This is a genomic window from Pseudoalteromonas sp. L21 (assembly GCF_021728035.1).
In the GTDB taxonomy this organism is placed as follows: Bacteria; Pseudomonadota; Gammaproteobacteria; order Enterobacterales; family Alteromonadaceae; genus Pseudoalteromonas; species Pseudoalteromonas arabiensis.
In genome coordinates, this window is sequence record NZ_JAKKCV010000008.1 from 63,041 (window position 1) to 86,090 (window position 23,050).

At 41.3% G+C, this 23,050-nt stretch carries 21 protein-coding genes; 11 read left to right on the forward strand and 10 right to left on the reverse strand.

The genetic code is table 11. The features are described 5' to 3' along the window. Positions 1 to 5: 5 nt before the first annotated feature. The 3 genes from L3V41_RS18555 to greB form a co-directional block, all read right to left on the reverse strand. Positions 6 to 587, reverse strand: a complete 582-nt coding sequence (locus L3V41_RS18555) for a CBS domain-containing protein (protein WP_130149154.1) — start codon at positions 585 to 587, stop codon at positions 6 to 8. A 53-nt stretch (positions 588 to 640) separates the two neighbouring features. Further along, complete coding sequence (locus L3V41_RS18560) at positions 641 to 946, reverse strand: hypothetical protein (protein ID WP_062568320.1); 306 nt, start codon at positions 944 to 946, stop codon at positions 641 to 643. Positions 947 to 1,058: 112 nt separating this feature from the next. Beyond that, positions 1,059 to 1,541, reverse strand: coding sequence for a transcription elongation factor GreB (gene greB / locus L3V41_RS18565; RefSeq protein ID WP_062568319.1), 483 nt, complete (start codon positions 1,539 to 1,541; stop codon positions 1,059 to 1,061). A 165-nt stretch (positions 1,542 to 1,706) separates the two neighbouring features. Between greB and ompR the strand changes: the two genes are divergently transcribed. Together ompR and envZ are read left to right on the forward strand one after the other, a co-directional pair. Continuing rightward, the gene (gene ompR / locus L3V41_RS18570; RefSeq protein ID WP_062568318.1) at positions 1,707 to 2,426 is read left to right on the forward strand and encodes a two-component system response regulator OmpR; all 720 of its coding nucleotides are present in this window, start codon (positions 1,707 to 1,709) and stop codon (positions 2,424 to 2,426) included. Positions 2,427 to 2,431: 5 nt separating this feature from the next. Beyond that, complete coding sequence (gene envZ, locus L3V41_RS18575) at positions 2,432 to 3,727, forward strand: two-component system sensor histidine kinase EnvZ (protein WP_237128273.1); 1,296 nt, start codon at positions 2,432 to 2,434, stop codon at positions 3,725 to 3,727. A 63-nt stretch (positions 3,728 to 3,790) separates the two neighbouring features. On the opposite strand, the gene L3V41_RS18580 is transcribed toward envZ, so the two are convergent. Next, positions 3,791 to 5,833: a glycoside hydrolase family 97 protein gene (locus tag L3V41_RS18580; protein ID WP_237128274.1), complete on the reverse strand. Its 2,043-nt coding sequence runs from the start codon at positions 5,831 to 5,833 to the stop codon at positions 3,791 to 3,793. Between the two features lie 146 nt (positions 5,834 to 5,979). Between L3V41_RS18580 and L3V41_RS18585 the strand changes: the two genes are divergently transcribed. From L3V41_RS18585 to L3V41_RS18595, 3 genes are all read left to right on the forward strand, one after another. Further along, positions 5,980 to 6,594, forward strand: a complete 615-nt coding sequence (locus L3V41_RS18585) for a methylamine utilization protein (RefSeq protein WP_062568315.1) — start codon at positions 5,980 to 5,982, stop codon at positions 6,592 to 6,594. Next, entirely contained in the window at positions 6,581 to 7,810 is a 1,230-nt protein-coding gene (locus L3V41_RS18590) for a hypothetical protein (RefSeq protein ID WP_193987945.1), read from the forward strand. Before L3V41_RS18585 ends, L3V41_RS18590 begins: the two co-directional genes overlap by 14 nt. A gap of 74 nt (positions 7,811 to 7,884) precedes the next feature. Continuing rightward, positions 7,885 to 9,486, forward strand: a complete 1,602-nt coding sequence (locus L3V41_RS18595; protein ID WP_237128275.1) for a methyl-accepting chemotaxis protein — start codon at positions 7,885 to 7,887, stop codon at positions 9,484 to 9,486. Positions 9,487 to 9,538: 52 nt separating this feature from the next. Here the strand turns inward: L3V41_RS18595 and speE are convergent, their stop codons facing one another. From speE to L3V41_RS18625, 6 genes are all read right to left on the reverse strand, one after another. Further along, positions 9,539 to 10,402, reverse strand: a complete 864-nt coding sequence (speE, locus tag L3V41_RS18600; protein ID WP_062568312.1) for a polyamine aminopropyltransferase — start codon at positions 10,400 to 10,402, stop codon at positions 9,539 to 9,541. Positions 10,403 to 10,639: 237 nt separating this feature from the next. Further along, entirely contained in the window at positions 10,640 to 11,695 is a 1,056-nt protein-coding gene (locus tag L3V41_RS18605) for a porin (protein ID WP_237128276.1), read from the reverse strand. Positions 11,696 to 11,785: 90 nt separating this feature from the next. Continuing rightward, entirely contained in the window at positions 11,786 to 12,574 is a 789-nt protein-coding gene (locus L3V41_RS18610) for an SH3 domain-containing protein (protein WP_062568310.1), read from the reverse strand. A gap of 14 nt (positions 12,575 to 12,588) precedes the next feature. After that, the gene (locus tag L3V41_RS18615) at positions 12,589 to 13,956 is read right to left on the reverse strand and encodes an ATP-binding protein (protein WP_237128277.1); all 1,368 of its coding nucleotides are present in this window, start codon (positions 13,954 to 13,956) and stop codon (positions 12,589 to 12,591) included. Beyond that, positions 13,943 to 14,605, reverse strand: a complete 663-nt coding sequence (locus L3V41_RS18620; protein ID WP_237128278.1) for a response regulator transcription factor — start codon at positions 14,603 to 14,605, stop codon at positions 13,943 to 13,945. The genes L3V41_RS18615 and L3V41_RS18620 overlap by 14 nt, the downstream gene beginning before the upstream one ends. An 11-nt stretch (positions 14,606 to 14,616) precedes the next feature. Continuing rightward, a complete protein-coding gene (locus tag L3V41_RS18625; protein ID WP_062568307.1) occupies positions 14,617 to 15,015 on the reverse strand; it encodes a hypothetical protein in 399 nt (132 codons plus the stop codon). 261 nt (positions 15,016 to 15,276) lie between these two features. Here L3V41_RS18625 and L3V41_RS18630 point away from each other — a divergent pair, with 261 nt between their 5' ends. The 6 genes from L3V41_RS18630 (at position 15,277) to L3V41_RS18655 (ending at position 23,047) form a co-directional block, all read left to right on the forward strand. Beyond that, the gene (locus tag L3V41_RS18630) at positions 15,277 to 16,341 is read left to right on the forward strand and encodes a molybdopterin guanine dinucleotide synthesis B family protein (RefSeq protein ID WP_237128279.1); all 1,065 of its coding nucleotides are present in this window, start codon (positions 15,277 to 15,279) and stop codon (positions 16,339 to 16,341) included. Position 16,342: 1 nt separating this feature from the next. Further along, entirely contained in the window at positions 16,343 to 17,899 is a 1,557-nt protein-coding gene (locus tag L3V41_RS18635) for an ABC transporter ATP-binding protein (RefSeq protein WP_237128280.1), read from the forward strand. 179 nt (positions 17,900 to 18,078) lie between these two features. Further along, positions 18,079 to 19,959: a biosynthetic arginine decarboxylase gene (speA, locus tag L3V41_RS18640; protein ID WP_237128281.1), complete on the forward strand. Its 1,881-nt coding sequence runs from the start codon at positions 18,079 to 18,081 to the stop codon at positions 19,957 to 19,959. A gap of 21 nt (positions 19,960 to 19,980) precedes the next feature. Continuing rightward, entirely contained in the window at positions 19,981 to 20,862 is an 882-nt protein-coding gene (locus tag L3V41_RS18645) for an acyltransferase (protein WP_062568304.1), read from the forward strand. A gap of 26 nt (positions 20,863 to 20,888) precedes the next feature. After that, positions 20,889 to 21,812, forward strand: coding sequence for an acetyltransferase (locus L3V41_RS18650; RefSeq protein ID WP_062568303.1), 924 nt, complete (start codon positions 20,889 to 20,891; stop codon positions 21,810 to 21,812). Beyond that, positions 21,809 to 23,047, forward strand: a complete 1,239-nt coding sequence (locus L3V41_RS18655) for a mechanosensitive ion channel domain-containing protein (RefSeq protein WP_062568302.1) — start codon at positions 21,809 to 21,811, stop codon at positions 23,045 to 23,047. The genes L3V41_RS18650 and L3V41_RS18655 overlap by 4 nt, the downstream gene beginning before the upstream one ends. The last annotated feature ends 3 nt before the right edge of the window (positions 23,048 to 23,050 follow it).

The following is a 23,050-nucleotide window of genomic DNA, read 5'->3' on the forward strand; positions in this document are numbered from 1 at the left end:
ATGGCTTAGTGAGGGTGATCGATATGCTGCATCACCTCACTGAAGCTGTTTGCAATAGGGTTAATATTGACAGGAATATGTAGCTTTTTCGCAATTTCACGTGCAGAAATTAACCCACAAATTTCATGTTCAGCACTTGTTACTAAAAGAAACATCATACCTTGGTGTTCCATAGTTTGTAGTGCATCTCCAATACATGCATAGCTGATGCTTTGTAAGCTAACACCAGCAAGATTATTCAATGGAGTCATTACATCATGCAAAGTCACTTCGTCGCGGTGTAAGTTTAAACGTTGTGCAAGAATCATTATTTTAGAGCTTTGTAGATCTGCACTCGATGTGATCCCAACTAACTTGTCTGTGTCATCAACGACTAAGATGAAGTCAGAGCAGCGGTTACTTGTTTGTTTTAGCGCATCAACAATGGTGGTGCTTGCGTGAGCACGTAGTGGATCTTTTTGTGTAAAGCTATTTAGTACTTTTAATGCTGGAGATGTTAGATCAAGTGTTGGTTCTACTTCATTAACAGCGTTAGATAATGCACCATTAGATACGTCTTGAAGACGTAATTCTTTGAAATTATTCATATTTGTCACCATAAATTTTAATTAAGCATCGATTTTTTAAAAACGTAGTTAAATTAAAATATAGGTGGGCCTCGCTGGTGCGCACTGTATACAGAGGCCTTAGTCTGAGTAAAAACACGTACACCTAGACGCACATCAGGCAGTGGTTGGGCTGCGCAAAAGTTGAGTGCTGGAGTATGTTTATCTAAATCAGTATCAAGGTTAGCAAGGTCTGCATTATCACACGCAATGAAATGTGAGGTGGGTGTAACACTATCAGAATGGTTTTCTATGTCGCTGGCGTAAGAAATCAAACTCACACTGATTAAAAGTGCGAATACAATGGCATTACTTAATATGCGATGTATTGCGTTTGACATAGTTACTACCTTCTAAACATCAAGCTTAAAACGTCATAAGCTTATTTAGTTATAGATCACATTTTTAGACTAAACAATCACAAATTAACCTTTTCTGAATTTATTTTATTAATTATGGCGCGTCTGGGTAGCTTATCTCATTGACATACCATTCTTTTTGGCCTTCAGGGGTAGTGACTGAAAAATCGTCATCGACTTGCTTGCCAAGGAGCGCGCGAGCCATCGGCGCATCGATAGAAATATAATCTTTGCGTTCATAAATTTCGTCAGGGCCAACAATGCGGAAGCGTTTAGTTTCCCCTTGTTCGTTTTCTATCTCAACCCAAGCACCAAAAAACACCTTCCCCGCCTGTTGTGGGTTGTAATCAACGATTTTTAAGTCAGGCATGCGTTTACGTAAGTAGCGCACGCGACGGTCTATTTGTCGTAATACACGCTTATTGAATTGATAGTCGGCATTTTCAGAGCGGTCACCAAGGCTTGCTGCCCATGTCACAATCTTAGTGATTTCAGGGCGTTTCTCATGCCATAGGTAATCATGCTCTTGTTGCAATTGCTGATACCCTTCACGTGTGATTAAGTTGGTTTTTGCCATATCTATTAAGCCTTTAAAGAAAACCTGTGCAAGGTATAAAAGTCTTTTACCTTTGTCGAGATCGTTTTGAAATGTTCAGTAACAATCTAAGCGTTCAATTCGTTTTTTATTCTTAAGTTTTTCATTTATATTAACAAGTAACATATTACAAAAAGAATGAAAGTTATGGGACACGAAACGACAAAGGTATTGGTAGTTGATGACGATATGCGTTTGCGTAGTTTGCTTGAACGTTACTTGGTAGAACAAGGGTTTATTGTTCGTACAGCGGCAAACTCTGAACAGATGGATCGCTTAATCGAGCGTGAAAATTTTCATCTAATGGTGCTTGATCTTATGCTACCTGGAGAAGACGGTTTGTCGATTTGTCGTCGCTTACGTCAAAAAGAAAATGATATACCGATTGTTATGTTAACGGCAAAAGGTGATGAGGTAGACCGTATTATCGGTTTAGAACTTGGCGCTGATGATTATATTCCAAAACCATTTAACCCCCGTGAACTGTTAGCACGTATTAAAGCCATTTTACGTCGTCGAGCAAAGGAAGTACCTGGTGCGCCAGCAGCAGAAGAAAACGAAATATCATTTGGCGAATTTACGCTTAACCTTGCTACTCGAGAAATGTCGCATGGCGATAAAACGATGTCGTTGACCAGTGGTGAGTTTGCGGTATTAAAAGCATTAGTGACTCATCCACGTGAGCCACTTAGTCGCGATAAACTGATGAATCTAGCCCGTGGTCGTGATTACAGCGCACTTGAACGTAGTATCGATGTGCAGGTGTCGCGCTTGCGACGTATGATTGAAGTGGATGCCGCTAATCCTCGTTATATCCAAACAGTATGGGGCTTAGGCTACGTATTTGTGCCAGATGGTGAAAAGTAACAGTTATGGGGATGTTTCCACGTAGTGCTTTTGGACAAACCGTATTTTTGGTTGCTGCACTGCTTTTAATCAATCAAATAGTGTCCTATATAACGGTTAGTTTTTATGTGGTTAAACCCACCATAGAGCAAGTTAATCTGATCCTCTCGAAACAAGTTAAAACGGTGTTTATTGAGTGGGAAGAAGGCGTTGAAGTAAGTAAAGAAGCGTCCGAAAAATTTTTTGAAATCACTGGCATTGAAGTCATGACGCAGCGCCAGGCTATGCGTGAAGGTCTGGCGGAAACACGAGAATATTCAATGCTTTCACGTAGCATGTCGGAGCAACTTAACGGTTCTGCGCGAGTGCGTATAAGCCAAACAGATCCACTTGTATACTGGGTTGAAGCACCACAAGCCCCAGGTTATTGGGTGCGAGTGCCATTGACTGGGTTACAAGAGAATAACCTTGAATTCCTCACTTTTTATTTATCTAGTATCGGCTTTTTAAGCGTATTAGGTGGTTGGTTGTTTGCGCGCCATCTAAACCGACCATTAAAAGCGCTACAGCAGGCGGCAGTTAAAGTAGGTGTTGGGGACTTCTCAACAAAACTTGAAGAGCAAGGCTCAACTGAAGTGATAGAAGTAACCCGTGCGTTTAATCAAATGTCGCGTGGTATTGCGGCGTTAGAAAACGATCGTCGTTTACTTATGGCAGGGGTTTCCCATGACTTACGTACACCACTTACACGTATTCGTTTAGCAACAGAAATGATGTCTGACGACGAAGATTATCTGCGTGAAGGAATTATTCATGATATTGAGGATATGAATGCGATTATCGATCAATTTATTGAATACTTGCGTCATCACAAGCGCGAAGAGCTTGCTCTTGAAGATCTTAATGCCATCGTCAATGAAGTCGTTGAGGCCGAGCAAAAGCATCATCGGCAAATTAGTTTTACAGAAAACCCCAGCATTAGTAACGTACCTGTCAGTACGGTAGCTATAAAGCGTGTTGTGACCAATATGATTGAAAATGCCATTCGTTACTCTGACGGTGATATTGAAGTGGAAACGCGCATGAGCAGTAATAAAAAGTTTGCCATGGTGGTTGTAAATGACCAAGGGCCAGGTATTCCTGAAAGTGAACTTGAAACTGTCTTTGAGCCGTTCAAACAAGGTGATGCCGCTCGCGGTAGTGAAGGGAGCGGTTTAGGTCTAGCGATTATCAAGCGTATTGTTGATATGCACGGCGGGCGAGTGCAGCTACTTAATCGCCCAGAAGGTGGCCTTAGCGCACAGATCTATTTGCCACTGTAGATACTAACTTAGAGAAAAACGCGGCATCTACATGCCGCGTTTTTTAGGTTTGTTAAACTCGTCTTACAGTGCTTTAAATCGAATCGCTGTGCCGCCGCTGGTAGCAAGCTTTAACGTTAGCTTATCATCAGCAGTCACTATGCGTTTTTCTACTGTTAAGTCATAAGGGTTATTTATCCACTGTGCTTTATCACCGTCACGGTAGATTTGTGCTTCAAACTTTTTACCTTTATCTAAGAAGTCTAACTTCACTTCTAAAGTGCGGGCGTTTTCATCTGTTACAGCACCTAAATACCAGTCGTTACCTGAGTATTGATCACGCTTGCGCTCTTTACGTGCAAACACAACGTAATCGCCCACTTCACCTTGTAGAGCAATACTTTGTTGCCAATCGGTTGGTACATCTTGAATAAATTGGAATGCATCTGGTTTCGCTAAGTAGTTACGTGGCAAATCTGCGGCCATTTGAATTGGGCTATACATCACAACATACAAGGCTAATTGTTTTGCGAGCGTCGTTTGTGGACGGTTGGTATCGGCACCTAAACCGTTAAAGCCCATGTCAAAAATACCTGGTGTAAAGTCCATTGGGCCTGCCAGCATGCGAGTGAAAGCAAGCATAGGAATGTGTTCTGGTGGGTTTGGAGGGGTTCCCCATGCATTAAACTCTTGTCCGCGCGCCCCTTCGCGGGTTATCCAGTTCGGGTATGTACGACGCAGACCGGTATCTTTGATTGGTTCGTGAGTATTAATGCTAATTTTATGTTTTGCAGCCAGTTTTACGTTATATAAGTATTCGTTTACCATGAACTGACCATCGTGCCATTCTTTACGCACAATACCGTTTTCATCAATACGTTTGATATTGCCGCCGTCAGCGACGTAACCTGTTTTTACTTGACTCACATTTGATTTTTCGTACAGTGCAAACGCATCTTCCATTTGATTGCGGTAGTTAGTTACGTTACCTGATGTTTCGTGGTGACCGATTAATTGCACGCCTTTTTCTTTGCCGTAGTGGGTTAACTGTTCAATATCGAAGTCATCATAAGGCTGTGTGAAGCTAAATACATCACCGTTATAAAACCAGTCACCATCCCAGCCAGTATTCCAGCCTTCGACGAGTACGCCATCGAAGCCATACTTAGCCGCAAAGTCCATATAGTATTTAGTGTTTGCGGTTGTAGCACCATGAATTTTACCGCTACCCCACGTATTTTCATTGATATGCATACCCCACCAAATACCGACGTATTTGCCGGGTTTAACCCACGATACATCACCGAGTTTATTTGGTTCGTTTAGATTTAAGATAATATCGGAGTTAATTAAATCAACAGCTTCATCACCAATTTGAATGGTACGCCAAGGAGTATTGAATGCGCCGTGCTTTTTAACTGCTACGCCATCAGACCAAGGTGTTAAATCGGCTTGAAAAGTACCGTCACGGCGTTGATTTAGAACCATGCCCGCATAGTCAACAAGGGCAGCTTCGTGAATACTAATATGGATGCCATCTTTGTTTTTTAAGGTAAATGGTGTGTGTACCAGCGCCGCTTGATGTAATGGCGTGGTGTTATAAACATATTCATAGCGGTTCCAACCGCGTGCAGGTATCCACCAAGCCGTTGCGTGTGATGAGTCTGTAATTGCAAACTCCGTAAGCTCTTTGGTGATTTCTATATCTTCAAAGCCTGCTTGCTTTGGTAATTCGTATCGAAAGCCAATACCATCATTAAAAGCACGGAAACGTACTGTAAAAGTGCCACCTTGCGGCTGAGGTTTTTTAAACGTAACAGCCACTTCGTTATGGTTATCAACCACAGTTTGGCGTTCACCCCAAGGTTGCTCCCAGCTGCTTTTTACAGAATCGGTAGTTTGACTACTAATTTTGTAACCTTCGCTCATTGCTGGCTGTTTTTTAAAAACAAGGCCTAACGCAGAGTTAGCAATGATTTGTTTACCTGCAAAGCTGATTTCGTAGCTAGGTGTGTGTTGTTCATCTGAGATAGTTACTTTGATCTGCCCATCAGGTGAACTGACGGTTGTGGTTTGTGCTAGGCAAGTACCTGAAAAGGCTGCTAACATTAAGGCAGTTAATCGCATTGTTGTTCCTTGGCGGCTTATGGTTGTGGATTGTTGTCACAATAAGCATAAATTGACTTGCGTGTTAATACGAGGTATCTGCATACGTATTCAGCAAAGTACGCACTGATTTTAAAAAGCCAAGCATATGAAAAGGTTCATCAAAAATGATAAGAATAATCCTGTTATTACTTACCTTTAGTCCAACACTGATGGCACAGAAAATTCAAGTTGTTGACCAAAACAGTCAGCCTGTTGCTAATGCTGTTGTTTGGTTGAAAGGCCACTCGCAAAGTCCATCAACGGAAGCTAGTTACACCATGAGCCAAGAAAATAGAGCTTTTTCTCCTCATGTATTAGTGGTGCCTAAAGGGGCGAATGTTGAATTTCCGAACTTAGATTCTATCATGCACCATGTGTATTCATTTTCTAAAGCAAAACACTTCGAATTAAAACTTTACCGAGATAAACCTGAAAAGCCGGTTCGTTTTGAGCAGACCGGGGTTGTTGAACTCGGGTGTAATATTCATGACTGGATGCTGGGTTATATTGTTGTGGTTGATAGTCCATCATTTGCGCAAACTGATGAACAAGGTTTTGTTGATTTAGATCTCCCTGAAGGGACGTTTGAGTTAGCGATATGGCATGATCGATTGTCTGACATTAGCGAACCAGAAATTACTTCGTTTAATAGCAAAAACAGTGTGTTACGTTATCAATTGAAGCAGGCGCTTTTACCAGCACTTGAATTAAGCAGTGACGAGTTCGATGACTATGAATAAGTGGCAAGTAGTACTGTGCTCTGTGCTTTTTGGTTTACCTAGCTCTGTACTTGCAGAGCATGAAGGATTAATCGCAATATCCGCACTAACAGGCGATCAATTAGCCAGCTACCAGCGTACCGGTATTGGTTTATATCGCTACGATAATGACCATGATGGTATTCGTCTTTCTCAAGCGATGCTCAGCAGTCGCTTAGAGTTAGATAGAGATTGGTCTATGCACTCCACTGTTAATGTTCATGCTGACCCTTCTACGACAATCGGTTTTAGTCAAGCTTATCTGCAATACCAGCCGTTGACAGAAAGTCGTTATAAGTTAGCTATTAAAGCCGGTGGCTTTTATCCGAAAATGTCGCTTGAGAATCCGCAAAGTGGCTGGATGTCACCTTATAACTACACCAACTCAGCCATTAATAGTTGGTTAGGAGAAGAAATACGTACTTTTGGTGTTGAAGCAAGTATAAAGCGCCCAGGCCGACAATTTCGTAGTGAGCATAGTTTTGAGGGTGTTGCAGCGGTCTTTAAAGGTAACGATCCTGCTGGAACGCTGTTGTCTTGGCGTGGTTTTGCACTTCATGATAGGCAAACAACATTTAATGAACGTATCGATTTTTCTGTGCCGGCATCTTTTTCTCATTCACAGCTTACCAAGCAGGCCGACTATGTGCAGCCCTTCGAAGAAGTCGATGGTCGGTTTGGTTACTATGTTGGCGCACATTGGGATTATCAAAAACGTTCACAATTTCGTATTTACTACTATGATAATAATGGTGATCCGAGCGCAATAAATACGCGTACTGGTCAGTATGCTTGGGATACGCGCTTTTTGAGTGCGGCCTGGTTGTACAAGTTTACCAAGCAGACGCGCATTATTATGCAGCTCCTAGATGGTAAGACTGCAATGGGTAAAAATCGAGGAGTAAACAACAGTTTTTACAGTCATTTTGTTATGTTAAGCCACAAGTTAGACCAGCATCGTCTCACAATTAGGTATGATTACTTTAAGGTTAGTGATCATGATGATTGGATGTTTGATCCTAACCAAAGCCGAGGAGATGCTTTAACCGCTAGTTGGCGGTATCAATTGTCAACACAGTGGCAAGTGGGTGCTGAATATTCAGTACTGAGCAGTGACGCTCAAAATAGACCAAGTATGGGATTTAATGAGCGCAATTCACAACAACAGTTAATGCTATCTGCACATTGGCGCTTTTAACCTCATACACTTTTTTAGTTTTTCTACTAACATTCTAATAAACGTGCTAATTAGAATTTGAATTAGGATAATGTATGAATTTACAAAGCATTCGCGTCAAAAGTTCACTGCCTATCGTTTTACTCGCAATTGCTATCGTAATCTTGATAGCAGGTTACACCTACTTAATAAACATACAAAGAGTGGCAATAGACGCCCAGTCAGAGCGGTTTGTAAATGCCGTATCGGTAGTCGTAAATGCAGACAGAGACTTATATCAAGCAAAAGTGGCTGAACTGCACTTAGTGACCACAGATAAAGGCGATAAAGCTTATCTAGATGACCATCAAGAAAATGCAAATCAAGTGGCTGACCGCTTCAAACAGTATTTATCCTATATGTCTGCCTATCCTGAGGTAACAAGGCAATTTGGTGGTTTTAATAAAGCCTTTGATTCATGGTTTTTAGCATCTACTGCTTACATAAATGATTCATCGAGTAGCGAGAAAAAACAAAACGCTGAACGCGCATTTTCGGCGCTTCGAGATATTCTTGATAAAGCAGGTGAAGCAGCGGATAAAACATCACAAGCTGAAACCGAGAAGCTGATGAGCAAAGTGATCAATTTTAAAGTGATGTTAATGATCATGATCGCCGTCGTATTATCCATTGCAGGTTGGTTTAGTTATTTTGTGCCACGTCAACTTACAAAACAAATTAACTTTGTCACAGAACGAATTAACGAAATTGCCTCTGGAGATGGTGATTTAACGGGGCGAATTAACGTAAAAACACAAGACGAATTTGCTGATCTTGCGACTGCTTTCAACCGCTTTTTGGATAATTTACAGCAGTTGATTAAAGATATTTTAGAACAAGCAAAAGAGTTAAATGCATTAGGTAACGATTTAGGCAGTTTTGCTAATCATAACCACCAAGTAAATCAAAAGCTCAGCCAAGCATCTGAGTCAATTGTCAGCGCGGTACATGAAATGAGTGTCGCTAGCCGTGAAGTGGCAAATGTAGCGCAAAACTCATCCCATGAGGCTGATAACTCGCAACAGCTTGCTAAGCAGGGTTTGTCGGCAGTAGATAACTCAAGTAGAAAAATTACCGCGCTATCCGAAAATATGGAGCATGCAAGTCAACGTTCTACTGAATTACAGCAAAGCTCTGATAATATTGCCAAAGTACTTGAAGTTATACGTGCCATTGCTGAGCAAACAAATTTACTCGCTTTGAACGCAGCCATTGAGGCTGCGCGAGCAGGCGAACAAGGACGAGGGTTTGCTGTTGTAGCAGATGAAGTACGTACTCTTGCAACGCGAACGCAAGACAGCACAAATGACATACAAACAATGGTTGAGCAGTTTGCGGAAAGTGTTGAACAATCACTACAGGCTATCAATAGTGGTAAGCGTTATGCTGATGAAGCGGTTGAGTCATTCGCGCAAACAAATGATGTATTAAACTTGATGCAAGAATCGTCAGTGAAAGTAAACGACATGGCAATGCAGACGGCGCAAGCAACTGAAGAGCAAACCGCTGTGGCTGATGAAATAAGCCAAAACTTGTCAGACTTAAACGATCAAACTCAGCAAGGCGGAGGCTTGGCAAGCTCGACTCAAGAGGTGGCTAATCGTATGAGCCAATTAACTAATGAGCTTAATCATTTAGTTAATCGGTTTAAGGTTTAAAACTAATTGATAACAAAAAGGGCTCAATGAGCCCTTTTTTAGTTTAGTAAAACTACTTTTTCTCAAAAGCGCGTTTCATATAATTTGGTGTGGCTAATGCGCCGTGGTGAATACCTGCATTATAGTATTCTGTACTTTGCGAAAGTGTATCAGCATCATCTTCACGAAAACCATTGAAGGCTTCTGATTTACGTGCAAGGGTTACTGACCATAGGCCACTTGGGTAGATTGGTTGTGGAAAAGGCAGAGTTTGTAGATCAACAAAGCCCACTTCTGTCATCGCGTCGCGCATTTCTACTAACAGTGGCATGTGCATAAGCGGTGATTCACTTTGTTGAATTAAGATACCACCAGGGCGAAGTGCCGTTAAACAGCTAGTATAAAAAGCATGGTTAAATAAACCTTCACCCGGACCAACAGGGTCTGTACCGTCTACAATCACAACATCGATTGACTCAGGTGCTGCTTCACGCATGTATTTGATACCGTCGTCAAACATCACAGTGGCGCGTGGATCTTGGTTTGATTCACATAATTCTGGGAAATATTTTAGTGACATTTGTGTCACGACTTCATCAATATCAATTTGCGTCACGCTTTCAACACCTGGGTGCTTTAATACTTCGCGCAATGTTCCGCAGTCGCCACCACCAATGATAACTACATTTTTAGGAGCGGGGTGTGCAAGCAATGCTGGATGACTGATCATTTCGTGATAGAAAAAGTTTTCACGGCTACTTACCATAGTGCAGCCATCAATAATCATAAGATTACCAAAGTCAGTCGTTTCATACATTTCTACTTTTTGAAATGGTGACTGCTGTTCATCAAGCTTTTTGTTTATGCGAAGTGAAAAGGCACTACCATCACGGTCACTAATTTCAGTGAACCAGTTGTTTTGATCTAAATTAGCCATCTTGCTTATACACTTTTGGTTAATGGTAAAAAAGGGGTGCAATTCTGCCAGTGCTTGGCCAATTGCTCAATCAAATTTTAATCAGTATAGCGAAAATTTTTCTTCACCTTGTAGTTGGCACCTTTTTAACCGTGATAAAGGTGGTGTCGTTTTATCGAGATAAACAATTAATAATTATTTAAAACAATAAACTACAGGCATTACAAAAATAAACCATTATCCAAATAGTAAGACTAATTAAAATTTAATATTAATGCCAAGAGCCACATTAATATCATCAGTCTTATCAGCATCGAAATAACGTTTTCGAATTTCTACATAAGCGTGTTTTTGCGATGCAAATCGATAGTCGTTACCAATGACAAGGGCGCGTTGCTTCGCTCCTTTTATGTCATTAGCGCCATAAGCATACTCTAGACTGCCATAGATTCGATGCTGGTCAAATAAACGATAACGAGCGCCAAGTGCGTAGTGTCGAGATTCTGCTGTTTTAGATTTTTGTAAGTCTTTGAGTGAGTGTGTTGCGCCATAAATAGAAACTTGCAAATTTGAGCTTGCTTGCCATTTAGCAGAAGCGATGTGGGTATGATACTTGGCTTGTTCGTAATAGCTGGCTTGATAACCAGCTTCAAGCTCGATATTTTTGAGACCTGTGTAATGAATACCTAGTCCAACCCCGTAATCTAGCTTAGTATCTTTGACTCTCAATCGCTGGCTACCAATTCTCAACTGCGGTCTATTTTCCAGCGTGCGGCTGAAGTTGTATTGACCTGAAAGGCGAAACTCATCAAAGCGAGTGTGATATTGCATAGTATGAGAAGGGCGCTTGGTGTTTAACTCGTCTTTTGTTAAATGAACCGATGCGCCCACACGGTGGCTACGGTCAAAATTGTCGTAGTTTTTTACAATCGCATTTTGTTGCCCATACTGCAGTTTCCCCCATTGGGTGCGTACACCTAAATAGGCTTGCCGAGTTTTAAAAAAGGGCGTGTCATCAGTATTAGCATTGGTTCCTAATTCATAACGACCGTAGATCTTGCTTTGGGCAACAGGGTAATTGAATTTAATTCCTGCTTTACTGGCATTATCTTTTAATTGCCACTGTTGAGAAGAACGGTTTGACCGTTCATGTGTTTTTTCTTGCTTATTGCTATAAGTCGCGGCAATTTTTAAATTAGCGTAAGGTGAAATATCAAGCTCATTTATTAAGTCTTTTAATTGTATGTCACTGCTGCTGACTTGTGCACTTGTGAGTAGTAGGGTTACAGGGAAAATAGTGTATGAGTATCGCATGTTTTGTCTCTTATTAATTCAATAAGAGACATGGTAAAAAACCTCTCCTGACAAGATGCTTAGAGGCGTTGTAAGGTGAGTGTCAGGTTATTAATTGGCTGTGGTTGCGCTATCGTGGTGAGGATCAATAAACCAAACATCAGGTGTTTTTTGGCATAAATTGATAGTGCGCTGCTGTTGTATCGCTTGGCGCTTAAATTGTAATTTAACAATGCGGCACTGTGCTAAGCCAAAAATGTGGTGAATAGGTAATACATAGCCATCGCGGGTTAGATCGTTATCATATGTTACTTTTAGCTCATACGGACGGCTGTTTAGAAAATCTCGCTTTTTGATTGTATTTTCAAAATCGGCATACTTTGCATAGCCGATGAGCTGGTTGTCTCGCTCAATTAATGCCCATTCTTCATTAAGCTCTAAGGCTAGCACTTTTACTAATTCATTCTTGGCAATTTGACCCATTGGTACTGAATCAGACGATGGCGCCTGAAAAAGAGATATTTTATTTTTGCTAATCACCGGTATATCAAGAAACATGAGTTCAAAATTGGTTTTTATATTTTCTTGACCAACACGTTGTAGCTGAAAGGCTTGTAAAGTGGTGTCGTCGATGCTTGCCGTCCAGCGAGTTTTAGTCACTGAGTCTTGATTAACTATTTTACTGTGTGTGGGCTTTTTAAGGCTATGAGCCAACTCACGAAACAGGTGCTGACGACCTTGATCACTTAAAAACAGATCAAGCTCTTCGTTGATCGCCAATGCTGCTAAGGCATGCTGTTTTTTCAGTTGTGTTTCAATTGCCCCAGGATCTTTAACTAATTCAGTGAGCTGGCATCCAGTTAGGGTAAATAAAGCAATTGATAAGATTAATTGTTTCATAAGAACTCCGAGTGTCAATCCATGATTATTTGCGTGCCAGGTAGTAGCAAAGTGATAGCTAAACCTGTTTTTGAAAGTGTACTGTCATGCAAGGAAATAGTGCCGCCATACAGTAGAACAATATCTTGAACTATATTGAGACCTAAGCCACTGCCTTGTGTTGTTTCATCTAAGCGCTTGCCAGGAGCAAACACAGTTTGGCGCTCAGCAATTGGAATACCTGGGCCGTCATCTTCTATGCATATTTCTATGCCACGCTCAACATGTGTTGCTTTAATAAATACACGTTGTGTGGCCCATTTACAGGCATTATCGATTAGGTTCCCTAAGACCTCATCAAGATCATGGTTATCGCCATTAAATTGCAGATGAGGGTGGCAAGAGAAATCTATTTTCAAGCCTTTTTGCTTATATAAAAGCTCAAGGCTAAAAATCAGCTCACTGAGTGTGTCTGCGACATTAGTTCTTGCTGCTAGCTTTTCAAATGAGCCCGCCAAACGAGCGCGTGCCAAGTGGCTATGAGTGCTTTGACTTAGCTTTTCAGCTTGTTCGAGAATGATTTTTGCGTCGCTTTGAGGTAACTGATTTGCATGATTCTTCAACACTGAAATTGGATTTTTCAAAGCATGAGCGAGATTTGATGCTTGCAAACGAGCTCGCTCTAATATTTCTTTATTGTTTTGTAGCAAATGATTAAGTTCAGTTTGTACTTCATCAAGCTCATTCGGAAGAGATAAAGTCAAGGAGTCTTGCTGCCCATCACGAATGGCGCGAATTCCTCGTTGTAATTCTTTTATCGGATGAAGCATTTTTTTTAGTTGCCAGAGTAAAAGGCTGGCAAACACCAAGCCTAAAAGTGCGAACGCGACTATTAAGCGAGTTGCGAAAGCAATCACATCACTATGAATATCATCTTTTGGGCCGCTGACAATGATGAATACCGTTTGATCGACAGCTTGAAAATGAACACGACGAATGGCTCCTCGTAAGGCTAGGCCTGTTGGTCCTTCAAATTCAATAAAAGTTAGCTGCGGGTTGTTATGCTCAGCAATTAAAGGAAACGGGGCGTCGGCATATAAAGAAGCTGATTGCTGTTTTACCTCACCTTGATGAATGACTTGCCAATACCAGCCTGAAAAAGGTTCTTGAAATCGCGCTGCTGCAGAGATGTGATCTAGCTGTAACTCCCCTGATGCCGTGAACTGTGTGGCAGCCAATAACGAGTTTGATTTATTTGTTAGCGTTCGATCAAATCGTCGCTCGATGTATGAGTCGAAAAGCATGACTAGTGCCACCGATAACACACTCAGCGCAATTATCATGAAAATGATCATGCGCTGTATTAAACGACCGCGTAACGAGTAAGTTTTATTCGTCGGCATTGAGAAGATATCCTTGTCCGCGTCGGGTTTGAATATGCGTGGTGCCTAGCTTTTTACGTACACGGTTGACCAAAACTTCAATAACATTTGAGTTATGTTCAAAGTCCATTTGATATAAATGCTCTGTCAGTGTTGCTTTGGAGACAACCTGATTCTGTCTATTCATTAAGTAGGCGAGCAAACGATATTCTAATGCGTTTAGATCAAGATGAGTTCCTGCTAGTGTCGCACGTTGAGTTGCGGTATCTAACTGCAAAGAACCGGCACTTAAAACGCTGCTAGCGTGGCCATTGCTGCGCCTAACAAGGGCTTCTACGCGTGCCAGTAATTCTTCCATTTCAAATGGTTTGATTAAGTAATCATCTGCGCCAGCTCTTAACCCTGTTACCCGCTCACGCCATGTGTCACGGGCGGTTAAGATAATCACGGGCATTTTATTACCATTTCTTCGCCAATCAGATAAGACACTTAAGCCATCACGTTTTGGCAAGCCAATATCTAAAATAGCGATATCATATTCTTCCGTATCACCTATAAACCACGCTTCTTCGCCATCGTGACATTGATCGACTGCAAATCCATGTTCAGTTAATGCGTGACTAATTTGCTCGGCAGCTTGAGTATTATCTTCAACGACTAACGCGCGCATATTGCTTCCTTTTATGGTTGTTCCTTGCTGATACTCTTATCACCAACCAGTTTATCTAATTCTTGAAAAACACGATTGATGGGATCCCATTGCTTTTTACTATCATCTAAAATCAACTCAAAGGTGTCGGTTTGGTAATAACGATGACTGACATCACCACTACGATTAACAATTTTGACCTTAAAGACTTGTTGACAGTCGAGTTGCTGCACATTTGATTTCAAAAGAGTCTCCCCATTTAATAAGTCTTCAGCTTTGAACTTCTTAATAAAGCGATAAAAAACTTTCGCTGAGGGAGTGTTGCTTTGAACTGTGCACTGCTCATCTTGACCATAAGCGAACCCTGTCAGCAAAAATAAAACGATTGCTAAAGGGATAAAATGGCATTGTTTATTGTTGGATAACGACATAGCCCGCCTAAAAAAGAAGATAGCAACAAAGGAGTATACTTAGCCTTAGCTTACAACAACCTTACAGTCACCACTTAGGTTTACTAATTTATTATTTTAATAAAAAATAAATAGTTAGTTATTTGATTTGTAATGTCTTTTTTGAATATTACAGCAAGCTTACTGGTTATATAACATAGCTGTCAGGGTGATGCTTTTAAGATGCACTCATTGATTGGCAATGAGGCCAATTATAGTCACTTAATGTATAGGAATTATATTATGTCAGCATCATCTTACACTATGTCACAGCGCCTTCAGTCTGCAAAGCGTGCTTTTGTAACGCGCCGAGTAGACAGCAATGATTTGCAGGGATTAAACACAAACCAGTCACCTAAAAGTGGTGACCTTGTATTAGCAAGAGTGACAGAGATTGGTCACCATACAAAAATAGAACGAATTGATGGTCGTAAAGCAACTTTATATGAAGGTGATGAGATTATTCTCGCTTTTGGCAATCGTTATGCTCCAGATCAATTTGAAGCGACCGTACCCAATAACTTAGATGCTTGTCATATGGTTGCTGCTGGTGGTATTGCTGGTTTAGCGCTTGGTTGGCACAGTCGCATTTCAGTACCCACTGCTATTCAACCAATAGGATTAATCACCAATAAATATGATCAGGTTATAAATGTCGCTGATTATAAACTGCCCAGCCATCAATATGGGCTCGTAGCCAATAGCGTGCCAAGCGTGGTGGTGGTTGGAACTTCGATGAATGCGGGTAAAACAACCACAGCGGCCCATTTAATTCATGGTTTAAATGCTGCTGGTCACACTGTGGGGGCAATGAAAATTACAGGCACTGGAGCAGGTGGTGATCTTTGGCTAATGAAGGATTCAGGTGCCGCGCACGTACTTGACTTTACTGATGCAGGTTATCCAACAAGTTTTAATATTGGTAATGAACAAGCGAAGCAAATTTATCCTGTTCTAGCGGCAGAACTAATACGCAAGGGTTGCACTGCAATTGTGATTGAAGTGGCGGATGGTATCTATCAACAAGAAACAAATGCGATTCTAGAAAGTCCTGACTTTAAACAATATTTTCCAAATGTTTTATTTACTGCACGCGAAGCTATGGGTGCACAAAGTGGTGCCAGTTGGCTGGTGAACCAGGGATACAATGTGCAGGGAATTGGTGGACGTATCTGTGCTTCTCCATTAGCCACACGTGAGGCGGCAAATGCATTAGGGATGACGGTGTATGATTTAGCTGATTTACGCGACCCTACAACAGCTTGTTATATTTTAGGAACTGACGCTTACACATCAGGTACAGCCTAGTATGAACAGTGGATTTCCTACATTTTTGTCGGGGATTGGGCCGTTGCGGCTTATATCCCTCACTCTATTAGCATTGCTAAGTGTGGGAGCGAGTAGCTACAAGTTAATTTGGTTTTCAAATGCTTGGCAAAGCGAGGTGTTCTCGCTAACCATAGCACTTTTGGGGGGCGTTTTAGTTAATCTTGTAGCCAGATTTTGCCTCAGTGTTCTTGCCGAGCAAAATGGACAGAAACTCGTTTTAGCATATCGTAATGCGCTTTTTCAGCGGATGTTGAGTGCAGATATAGAACATGGGCCCAACCGTATTGGCGTGGCTATGAACCGCTTAATTAGTGACGCTAATGGTGTTGCTCATTTTGCAGGACGAGGCTTAGCTTACGGACAAATGGGAGGAATAGGGCTAATCGTTTTTGGTTGGCTGCTGTTTATGCAGAATCAAAAACTGGCTTTTAGTGTACTACTTGCTGTGATTATAGTGTTTGCTTTTATTGCGTCCATTACGCTGTGGGCTTTGCGGTTCGCGGGTAATATTCGTACTAGTCGTGGTCGTTTAAGTGGGCATTTGAGCGAGCGTTGCTTTGGTTATCTCAATGTTGCTCGGATGAGGAATCAAGGTAAAGAAGTGAAGCGTATTGATCGTCGAGGACGTGATTTAGCATGGCAGCTTGTGCACTGGCGAGGAGGAGTTTTAATATGCCGAAGCTTAGCACCACTCACCGTTACCACTTTAATCATACTGAACTCAAAAGATATGAACATAATGGCGTGGTCGAGTTTAGTGCGCGTACTTATTTTATCTCTATGTTTATTGAGTATCGATTATTTAATTAGAAGCTGGGCCGATTGGGTTAACTTTTATGTTGCTCGAAAGCGTTTAAAATTAGCTCATGATCGCTGCACGCTAACAACAAAGCGTGCGGAGCATCGTTTAAAGCGTTTTCAACGTTATGATTTAAAACTACGTCAGTTACGTATTTTGAGTGCAATGCCAGAGTGTAATGCTGAGATTGCTGCTGGCGAGCGTATTTTAATTTGCGGGCACGTCGGTAAGTCAATGCTATGTCGCGCTCTTGCGCAACAACGAGAACCTGTCTCTGGGTTTTTAGTGTTAGGTCGAAGACGGTTTGAAAACCTAGACTTTAGACGCTTACAGCAGTTGATAGTTGTTATTGATGAATTTTCTCAGCTTTTTAAGGGATCAATTTACAGCAATATTTTATATGGCACGGGAAAAAAGCGCAGTGCAGAGGTTGAAGCATTCATTGCAAAATTAGGATTTAATGAATCTTTACTAGACAGCCAAGTTGCTGAGCTTGGACGCGGTTGTCCACAAAGCTTAGTCGCCAGAATTTTATTAGCTAGAGCACTACTTATACAACCTGCGGTATTGGTAATCGATTTGCCGGTGTTTATTGCTCACCCTGAGATCAGGCAGTTACTGAAAGATGTTGCTGAGCAACACTCTTTCACGCTTTTACTCGTAAGTGAGCCAGAGCTGGCACCCATAGCCTATACAGGCGTTTTGAATGTAGATAAAGGCCAGCTCACGGCGCCCTAATATTATTCATTCTACAGCTGATAGGTTTATTACTTTCGGAATTTTATAAGGGGGACTTAGATAATAAACATCATTTAATTTGGCTTGTCTTTGGTTTAATCAGTATTTTTTGTTAGCGTGGTGGCGGGTAGCGTATTAAAATATGCGTTTATATTAAAGAAACTACAGAAGACAATGCCATGACTTGGGGTTTAGATAAAGCACGCAACACGTATAATGTCGCTCATTGGAGTGACGGCTATTTTGACATTAATGCGCAAGGAGAGCTGGTTGCTTACCCTGATGGCGATCAAGCTAAGGCGGCAATTTCCCTATCTGAACTGACTGAACAATTTAAAAAGCAAGGTCTAACATTACCTGTTCTAGTGCGTTTTACCGATATTCTGCAAAATCGTGTTGGCACTTTAACGAGTGCATTTACCAAAGCACGTAATGCACGAGATTATCAAGGTAGTTATACTTGTGTATACCCAATTAAAGTAAACCAACAGCGCTCTGTGGTAACTAAACTTCTGGCTCATCCAAGCGGCTTGGTTGGTTTAGAAGCAGGTTCTAAACCTGAATTAATGGCGATTTTGGGTGTTGCGCAAAACCCCATTACCATTGTTTGTAATGGTTACAAAGACAGTGAGTTTTTGCGCCTAGCCTGCATAGGTCAAGCGCTTGGTCATAAAGTTCACATTGTTGTTGAGAAGCTTTCTGAGTTAACAACGCTATTAACTGAAATTGATGATTTAGGTATTGAACCCTCAATTGGTATTCGTATCCGCTTAAACTCCGTGGGTAAAGGAAAGTGGCAAAACACAGGTGGTGAAAAAGGTAAGTTCGGCTTAACGGCGGGACAGGTGCTTTCGGCTGTTGAGTTATTAAAGTCACATAATAAATTACACCTGATGCAGCTAGTGCACTTTCATATCGGTTCACAAATTGCCAATATCCGTGACATTCATAGAGCGTTACGCGAATGTGCCCGCCACTTTGCTGAGCTAACACAACTCGGTGTGCCTCTTAATACCGTTGATGTTGGTGGAGGACTCGGTGTTGACTATGAAGGCTCTGGTTCACGTAGCGCATGTTCAATGAATTATAGTGTTGAAGAGTATGCACGTAATGTTGTGAATGCGTTTGCTGAAGTATGCCAGCAGCATGACTTAAAACATCCAGCTATTATAACAGAGTCGGGTCGTGCGTTAACTGCGCACCACGCGGTATTGATTACTGACGTGATTGACGTTGAGCGTGCGCCTAATCATGCTAACCCAGCGCCTCCAGAAACAAATAGTGTGTTAGTGCTTGAAGATATGTGGCAATGCTTACAGCGTTTAACACCCCGTATGGCCTTAGAAATCTATCATGATGCTATGCATTTATTTAGTGAAGCTCACGACCAATATGTGCACGGCTTACTGAGCATGCTTGAGTGGGCTAAGCTAGAGCAGCTTTATTTTACTATTTTACACCGTGTTCGTGCTTCGCTTAGCGAAAATGCACGTGCGCATCGTGAGGTGCTCGATGATCTCAATGAAAAGTTGGCTGATAAACTGTTTGTTAACTTTTCATTGTTTCAATCATTGCCAGACGTGTGGGGGATTCAACAGTTATTCCCCGTCATGCCTGTTGAAAATTTACATCAGCCACTAACACAACGCGCCATTATTCAAGATATTACCTGTGATTCTGATGGGCAAATCCGTAATTATGTTGAAGGCACGGGGATTGAGAGCAGCCTACCTATCCCTGAATATAAACCTGGGCAGCAGTATCATATTGCGATGTTCTTAGTGGGTGCATATCAAGAAATTTTAGGTGATTTACACAACTTGTTTGGTGATACTGACTCAGTTCATGTGGAACTTACTGACAGCGGCTACCAGCTAACGAATGCAATAAAAGGTGATAGTGTTAAGGACGTATTAAAGTTTGTTGATTATGATAGCGAAATTCTTGCTGAAAACTTCGCAAAAAGGGTCAGTGAACTGGCAATTGATGAGCAATATAAGGCACAATATTTGTCCGAGCTAGATGCCGGCCTTGCAGGCTACACGTATTTTGAAGATTAAGCGTTAAAGGAATAAGTTGTAATGTCCGTTATTCGTTGTGTGTTAAGTATTTTCTTTTATACCATCAATACACTTTTTTGGTTTGTGCCGATTTTTATTTGTGGTCTGATTAAGTTGATTCCAATCAAGCCATTGCAAAAACTAATGAGCTGGCTTGCCAAGCAGTGTGCGACAGTTTGGGTTTCTGGTAACAGTGTTAATCAAAATATATTTGCCCCTTACAAGCTTAACGTTACAGGGCTTGAGCAATTACAAGCAAAAGACTGGTATTTAGTGATTGCAAACCATCAAAGCTGGGTTGATATTTTGGTGATGCAACGCATTTTTAATCGACGTATTCCATTTTTAAATTTTTTCTTAAAAAAAGAATTAATTTATGTGCCTTTTTTAGGACTGTCTTGGTGGGCACTCGATTTTCCATTTATGACTCGTACCAGTAAAAGTCAATTGAAGAAAAACCCCAAGTTACGTGGTAAAGACCTAGAAACAACACGTAAAGCCTGTGAAAAGTTTAAAGAGATGCCAGTAAGCGTGGTTAATTTTGTTGAAGGAACACGGTTTACGGCAGAAAAACATCAACGTCAAAATAGCCCGTTTGAGTATTTACTAAAGCCTAAAGCAGGTGGTGTAGCGTTTGTTATGCAAGCGATGGGGGAGCAAATCTCAAAAGTGGTCAATGTCACCATACATTACCCTGGTGGGATCCCGAGCTTTGTTGATTTTGCGAGCGGTCGTGTAAAATGCATTGATGTCCGTGTTGAAGTGATGGATGTAAGCCCTAACTTAATTGGTGATTACACTAACGATGCAGACTTTAGGGTGAACTTTCAGGCTGAATTGAACCAAATCTGGTTGCAGAAAAATCAGCAATTAGCGCAATTTGAATCGCAAGTAAAATCATAGTTACTTGCGCCATTGAGAGCACACATATGTTAAAAAAATTTTTACCTAATTGGCTAACAGGGCTACTTGTCAGTATTGTGCTGTTTGCCAATGTCATTTTATGGGGCACGCTTGTGCTGCTATTAGGTGTGCTCAAATTGGTTTTACCGTTTAAGGTGGTTAGCCATACTTTGCATTTAGCTTATAAAGGCTGGTGTAATGGTAACCGTCTTGCACTATGGCTTGGGTGCCCCAGTATAGAAGTTAATATTCAAGGCTCATTAAATCGTAAAGGTTGGTACTTACTTATCTCAAACCATATGAGCTGGCTTGATATTGTTGTATTGAGTGCGATTGATGCACTGCCAGCACCTAAATTTTTTCTAAAAGATGAATTAAAGTACGTGCCTTTCATCGGCACGGGGGCATGGGCCATGGGCATGCCATTTATGAAGCGTGTAAGTAAGTCGCAGCTGGCTAAAAACCCTAAACTCAAAGGTCTTGACGTTGAGAGAACCAAGCGCAGCTGTCGAGATTTTAGAAATCACCCAACAACCATTATTAACTTTGTCGAAGGCACGCGTTTTACCACTCAAAAGCACCATAGACAAAATAGTCCCTTTACCCATTTACTCAAACCAAAAGCTGGCGGGATTGCTTTTGCCCTCGAAGTATTGGGAGAGCAATTTGATGCACTTTTGAATACATCGATTATTTATCAAGGAGAGGGAGAGCATATCTGCCGCAATTTAATTTGTGGTCGTCTTGATGCGATAAAAGTGGATATGCAAGTGCAAGCAATTGCTGCACAGATGATTGGGGACTATCAGCATGACCGTGACTTTAGAACCTCTTTTCAGCAGCATATTAACGATTTATGGTTGCAAAAAGATGCTCAGCTAATAAGTTATCATCAAACGCAACAAGACAACTATATGGCAACGATGAATGAGGAAGTTGAAACACCATGAAGCAAACTAACCTGCAAAAATTAGTCATGCCTTGGTTTGAAAATATGCCTGATGCACAGCTGCTTAGCGCACTTACGGCAACGGCTATTGGCATTTGTGCATTACTGTTTGTGTATGTTTTTACACGCAAACTTATGCTTCCTGGTATTCAAAAAGCAGTGACGCGTTTATCGCCTGAGCGTATTGGCGCCCTAGCTCCTTTGTTGACTAAGCTTAATGGCCGTTTTGCCGGTACGTTATGTTGTGTATTATTTTTAGCTACGTTTGACAATGTATACCCTGTTACTGATGTTGCAGCCCTTATACTTAAAACGATAGGGCAAGTAGTGCTAATCATCTATGGCGGCTTCATCATAAGCAGTATTGTTAGTGTTGCAGGTGGTATTTACAACCAGCTTGATTTCGCAAGAGAAGTGCCGATTCAAGGTCTTATTCAAGTGGTAAAACTTATCACGTTTATGATCTGTGCAATCTTAATTGTCAGTATTTTACTTGAAAAGTCACCGACCTATATTTTGTCTGGCTTTGGTGCGATAGCTGCGGTGACCTTGTTAGTATTTAAAGATACGATTTTAGGTTTTGTTGCCAGTATTCAAATTGCAGCTAATCGGTTAGTTACTTATGGTGATTGGATTCAAGTTGACAGTTATGGTGCGGATGGAGAAGTCATTGATCTAGGCTTAAATACGGTGAAAGTTCGTAACTGGGATAACACAATTACAACGATCCCGACTTACATGCTTGTTGCTGGCTCATTCAAAAACTGGCGAGGAATGCAGGAGTCTGGTGGGCGTCGCATCAAACGTTCTTTGAACATTGATATGAACAGTATTCGCTTAGTTGATGAAGCATTTCGCGAGCAAATCGACAGTGCGATTCCATTGCATGATTATATTCGTGTTTCTAGTTTACCTGAGCCTGTTACAAATCTTGGTTTGTTTCGTCGTTATGCTGAAGGCTATTTAAAACAGCATGAAAAGATAAACCGTGATCTCACGTTGATGGTGCGTGAGTTACAACCGCTCAACCATGGATTACCGATTGAATTTTATTGCTTTAGTGAAGATAAACGTTGGATTTCTTATGAGCATCTACAAGCTGAAATTATGGACCATTTGCTAGCAGTGATTCCGATTTTTGGACTGCGCCCATACCAAAGTGTCACGGGACAATTTAGCGCTAATGATCAGAGCGGTATTAAACCGAGCATTAAGGTAAATAGCTCGGCGAGTTAATAA

Coding starts and splice junctions, on each gene's coding strand:
- L3V41_RS18630 (WP_237128279.1), top strand. CDS start 15,277: ATGTCAGCATCATCTTACACTATGTCACAGCGCCTTCAGTCTGCAAAG.
- L3V41_RS18615 (WP_237128277.1), bottom strand. CDS start 13,956: ATGCCGACGAATAAAACTTACTCGTTACGCGGTCGTTTAATACAGCGC.
- L3V41_RS18635 (WP_237128280.1), top strand. CDS start 16,343: ATGAACAGTGGATTTCCTACATTTTTGTCGGGGATTGGGCCGTTGCGG.
- L3V41_RS18605 (WP_237128276.1), bottom strand. CDS start 11,695: ATGCGATACTCATACACTATTTTCCCTGTAACCCTACTACTCACAAGT.
- greB (WP_062568319.1), bottom strand. CDS start 1,541: ATGGCAAAAACCAACTTAATCACACGTGAAGGGTATCAGCAATTGCAA.
- L3V41_RS18590 (WP_193987945.1), top strand. CDS start 6,581: ATGACTATGAATAAGTGGCAAGTAGTACTGTGCTCTGTGCTTTTTGGT.
- speE (WP_062568312.1), bottom strand. CDS start 10,402: ATGGCTAATTTAGATCAAAACAACTGGTTCACTGAAATTAGTGACCGT.
- L3V41_RS18595 (WP_237128275.1), top strand. CDS start 7,885: ATGAATTTACAAAGCATTCGCGTCAAAAGTTCACTGCCTATCGTTTTA.
- ompR (WP_062568318.1), top strand. CDS start 1,707: ATGGGACACGAAACGACAAAGGTATTGGTAGTTGATGACGATATGCGT.
- L3V41_RS18655 (WP_062568302.1), top strand. CDS start 21,809: ATGAAGCAAACTAACCTGCAAAAATTAGTCATGCCTTGGTTTGAAAAT.
- L3V41_RS18560 (WP_062568320.1), bottom strand. CDS start 946: ATGTCAAACGCAATACATCGCATATTAAGTAATGCCATTGTATTCGCA.
- L3V41_RS18650 (WP_062568303.1), top strand. CDS start 20,889: ATGTTAAAAAAATTTTTACCTAATTGGCTAACAGGGCTACTTGTCAGT.
- L3V41_RS18580 (WP_237128274.1), bottom strand. CDS start 5,833: ATGCGATTAACTGCCTTAATGTTAGCAGCCTTTTCAGGTACTTGCCTA.
- L3V41_RS18620 (WP_237128278.1), bottom strand. CDS start 14,605: ATGCGCGCGTTAGTCGTTGAAGATAATACTCAAGCTGCCGAGCAAATT.
- L3V41_RS18555 (WP_130149154.1), bottom strand. CDS start 587: ATGAATAATTTCAAAGAATTACGTCTTCAAGACGTATCTAATGGTGCA.
- L3V41_RS18585 (WP_062568315.1), top strand. CDS start 5,980: ATGATAAGAATAATCCTGTTATTACTTACCTTTAGTCCAACACTGATG.
- L3V41_RS18610 (WP_062568310.1), bottom strand. CDS start 12,574: ATGAAACAATTAATCTTATCAATTGCTTTATTTACCCTAACTGGATGC.
- envZ (WP_237128273.1), top strand. CDS start 2,432: ATGGGGATGTTTCCACGTAGTGCTTTTGGACAAACCGTATTTTTGGTT.
- speA (WP_237128281.1), top strand. CDS start 18,079: ATGACTTGGGGTTTAGATAAAGCACGCAACACGTATAATGTCGCTCAT.
- L3V41_RS18645 (WP_062568304.1), top strand. CDS start 19,981: ATGTCCGTTATTCGTTGTGTGTTAAGTATTTTCTTTTATACCATCAAT.
- L3V41_RS18625 (WP_062568307.1), bottom strand. CDS start 15,015: ATGTCGTTATCCAACAATAAACAATGCCATTTTATCCCTTTAGCAATC.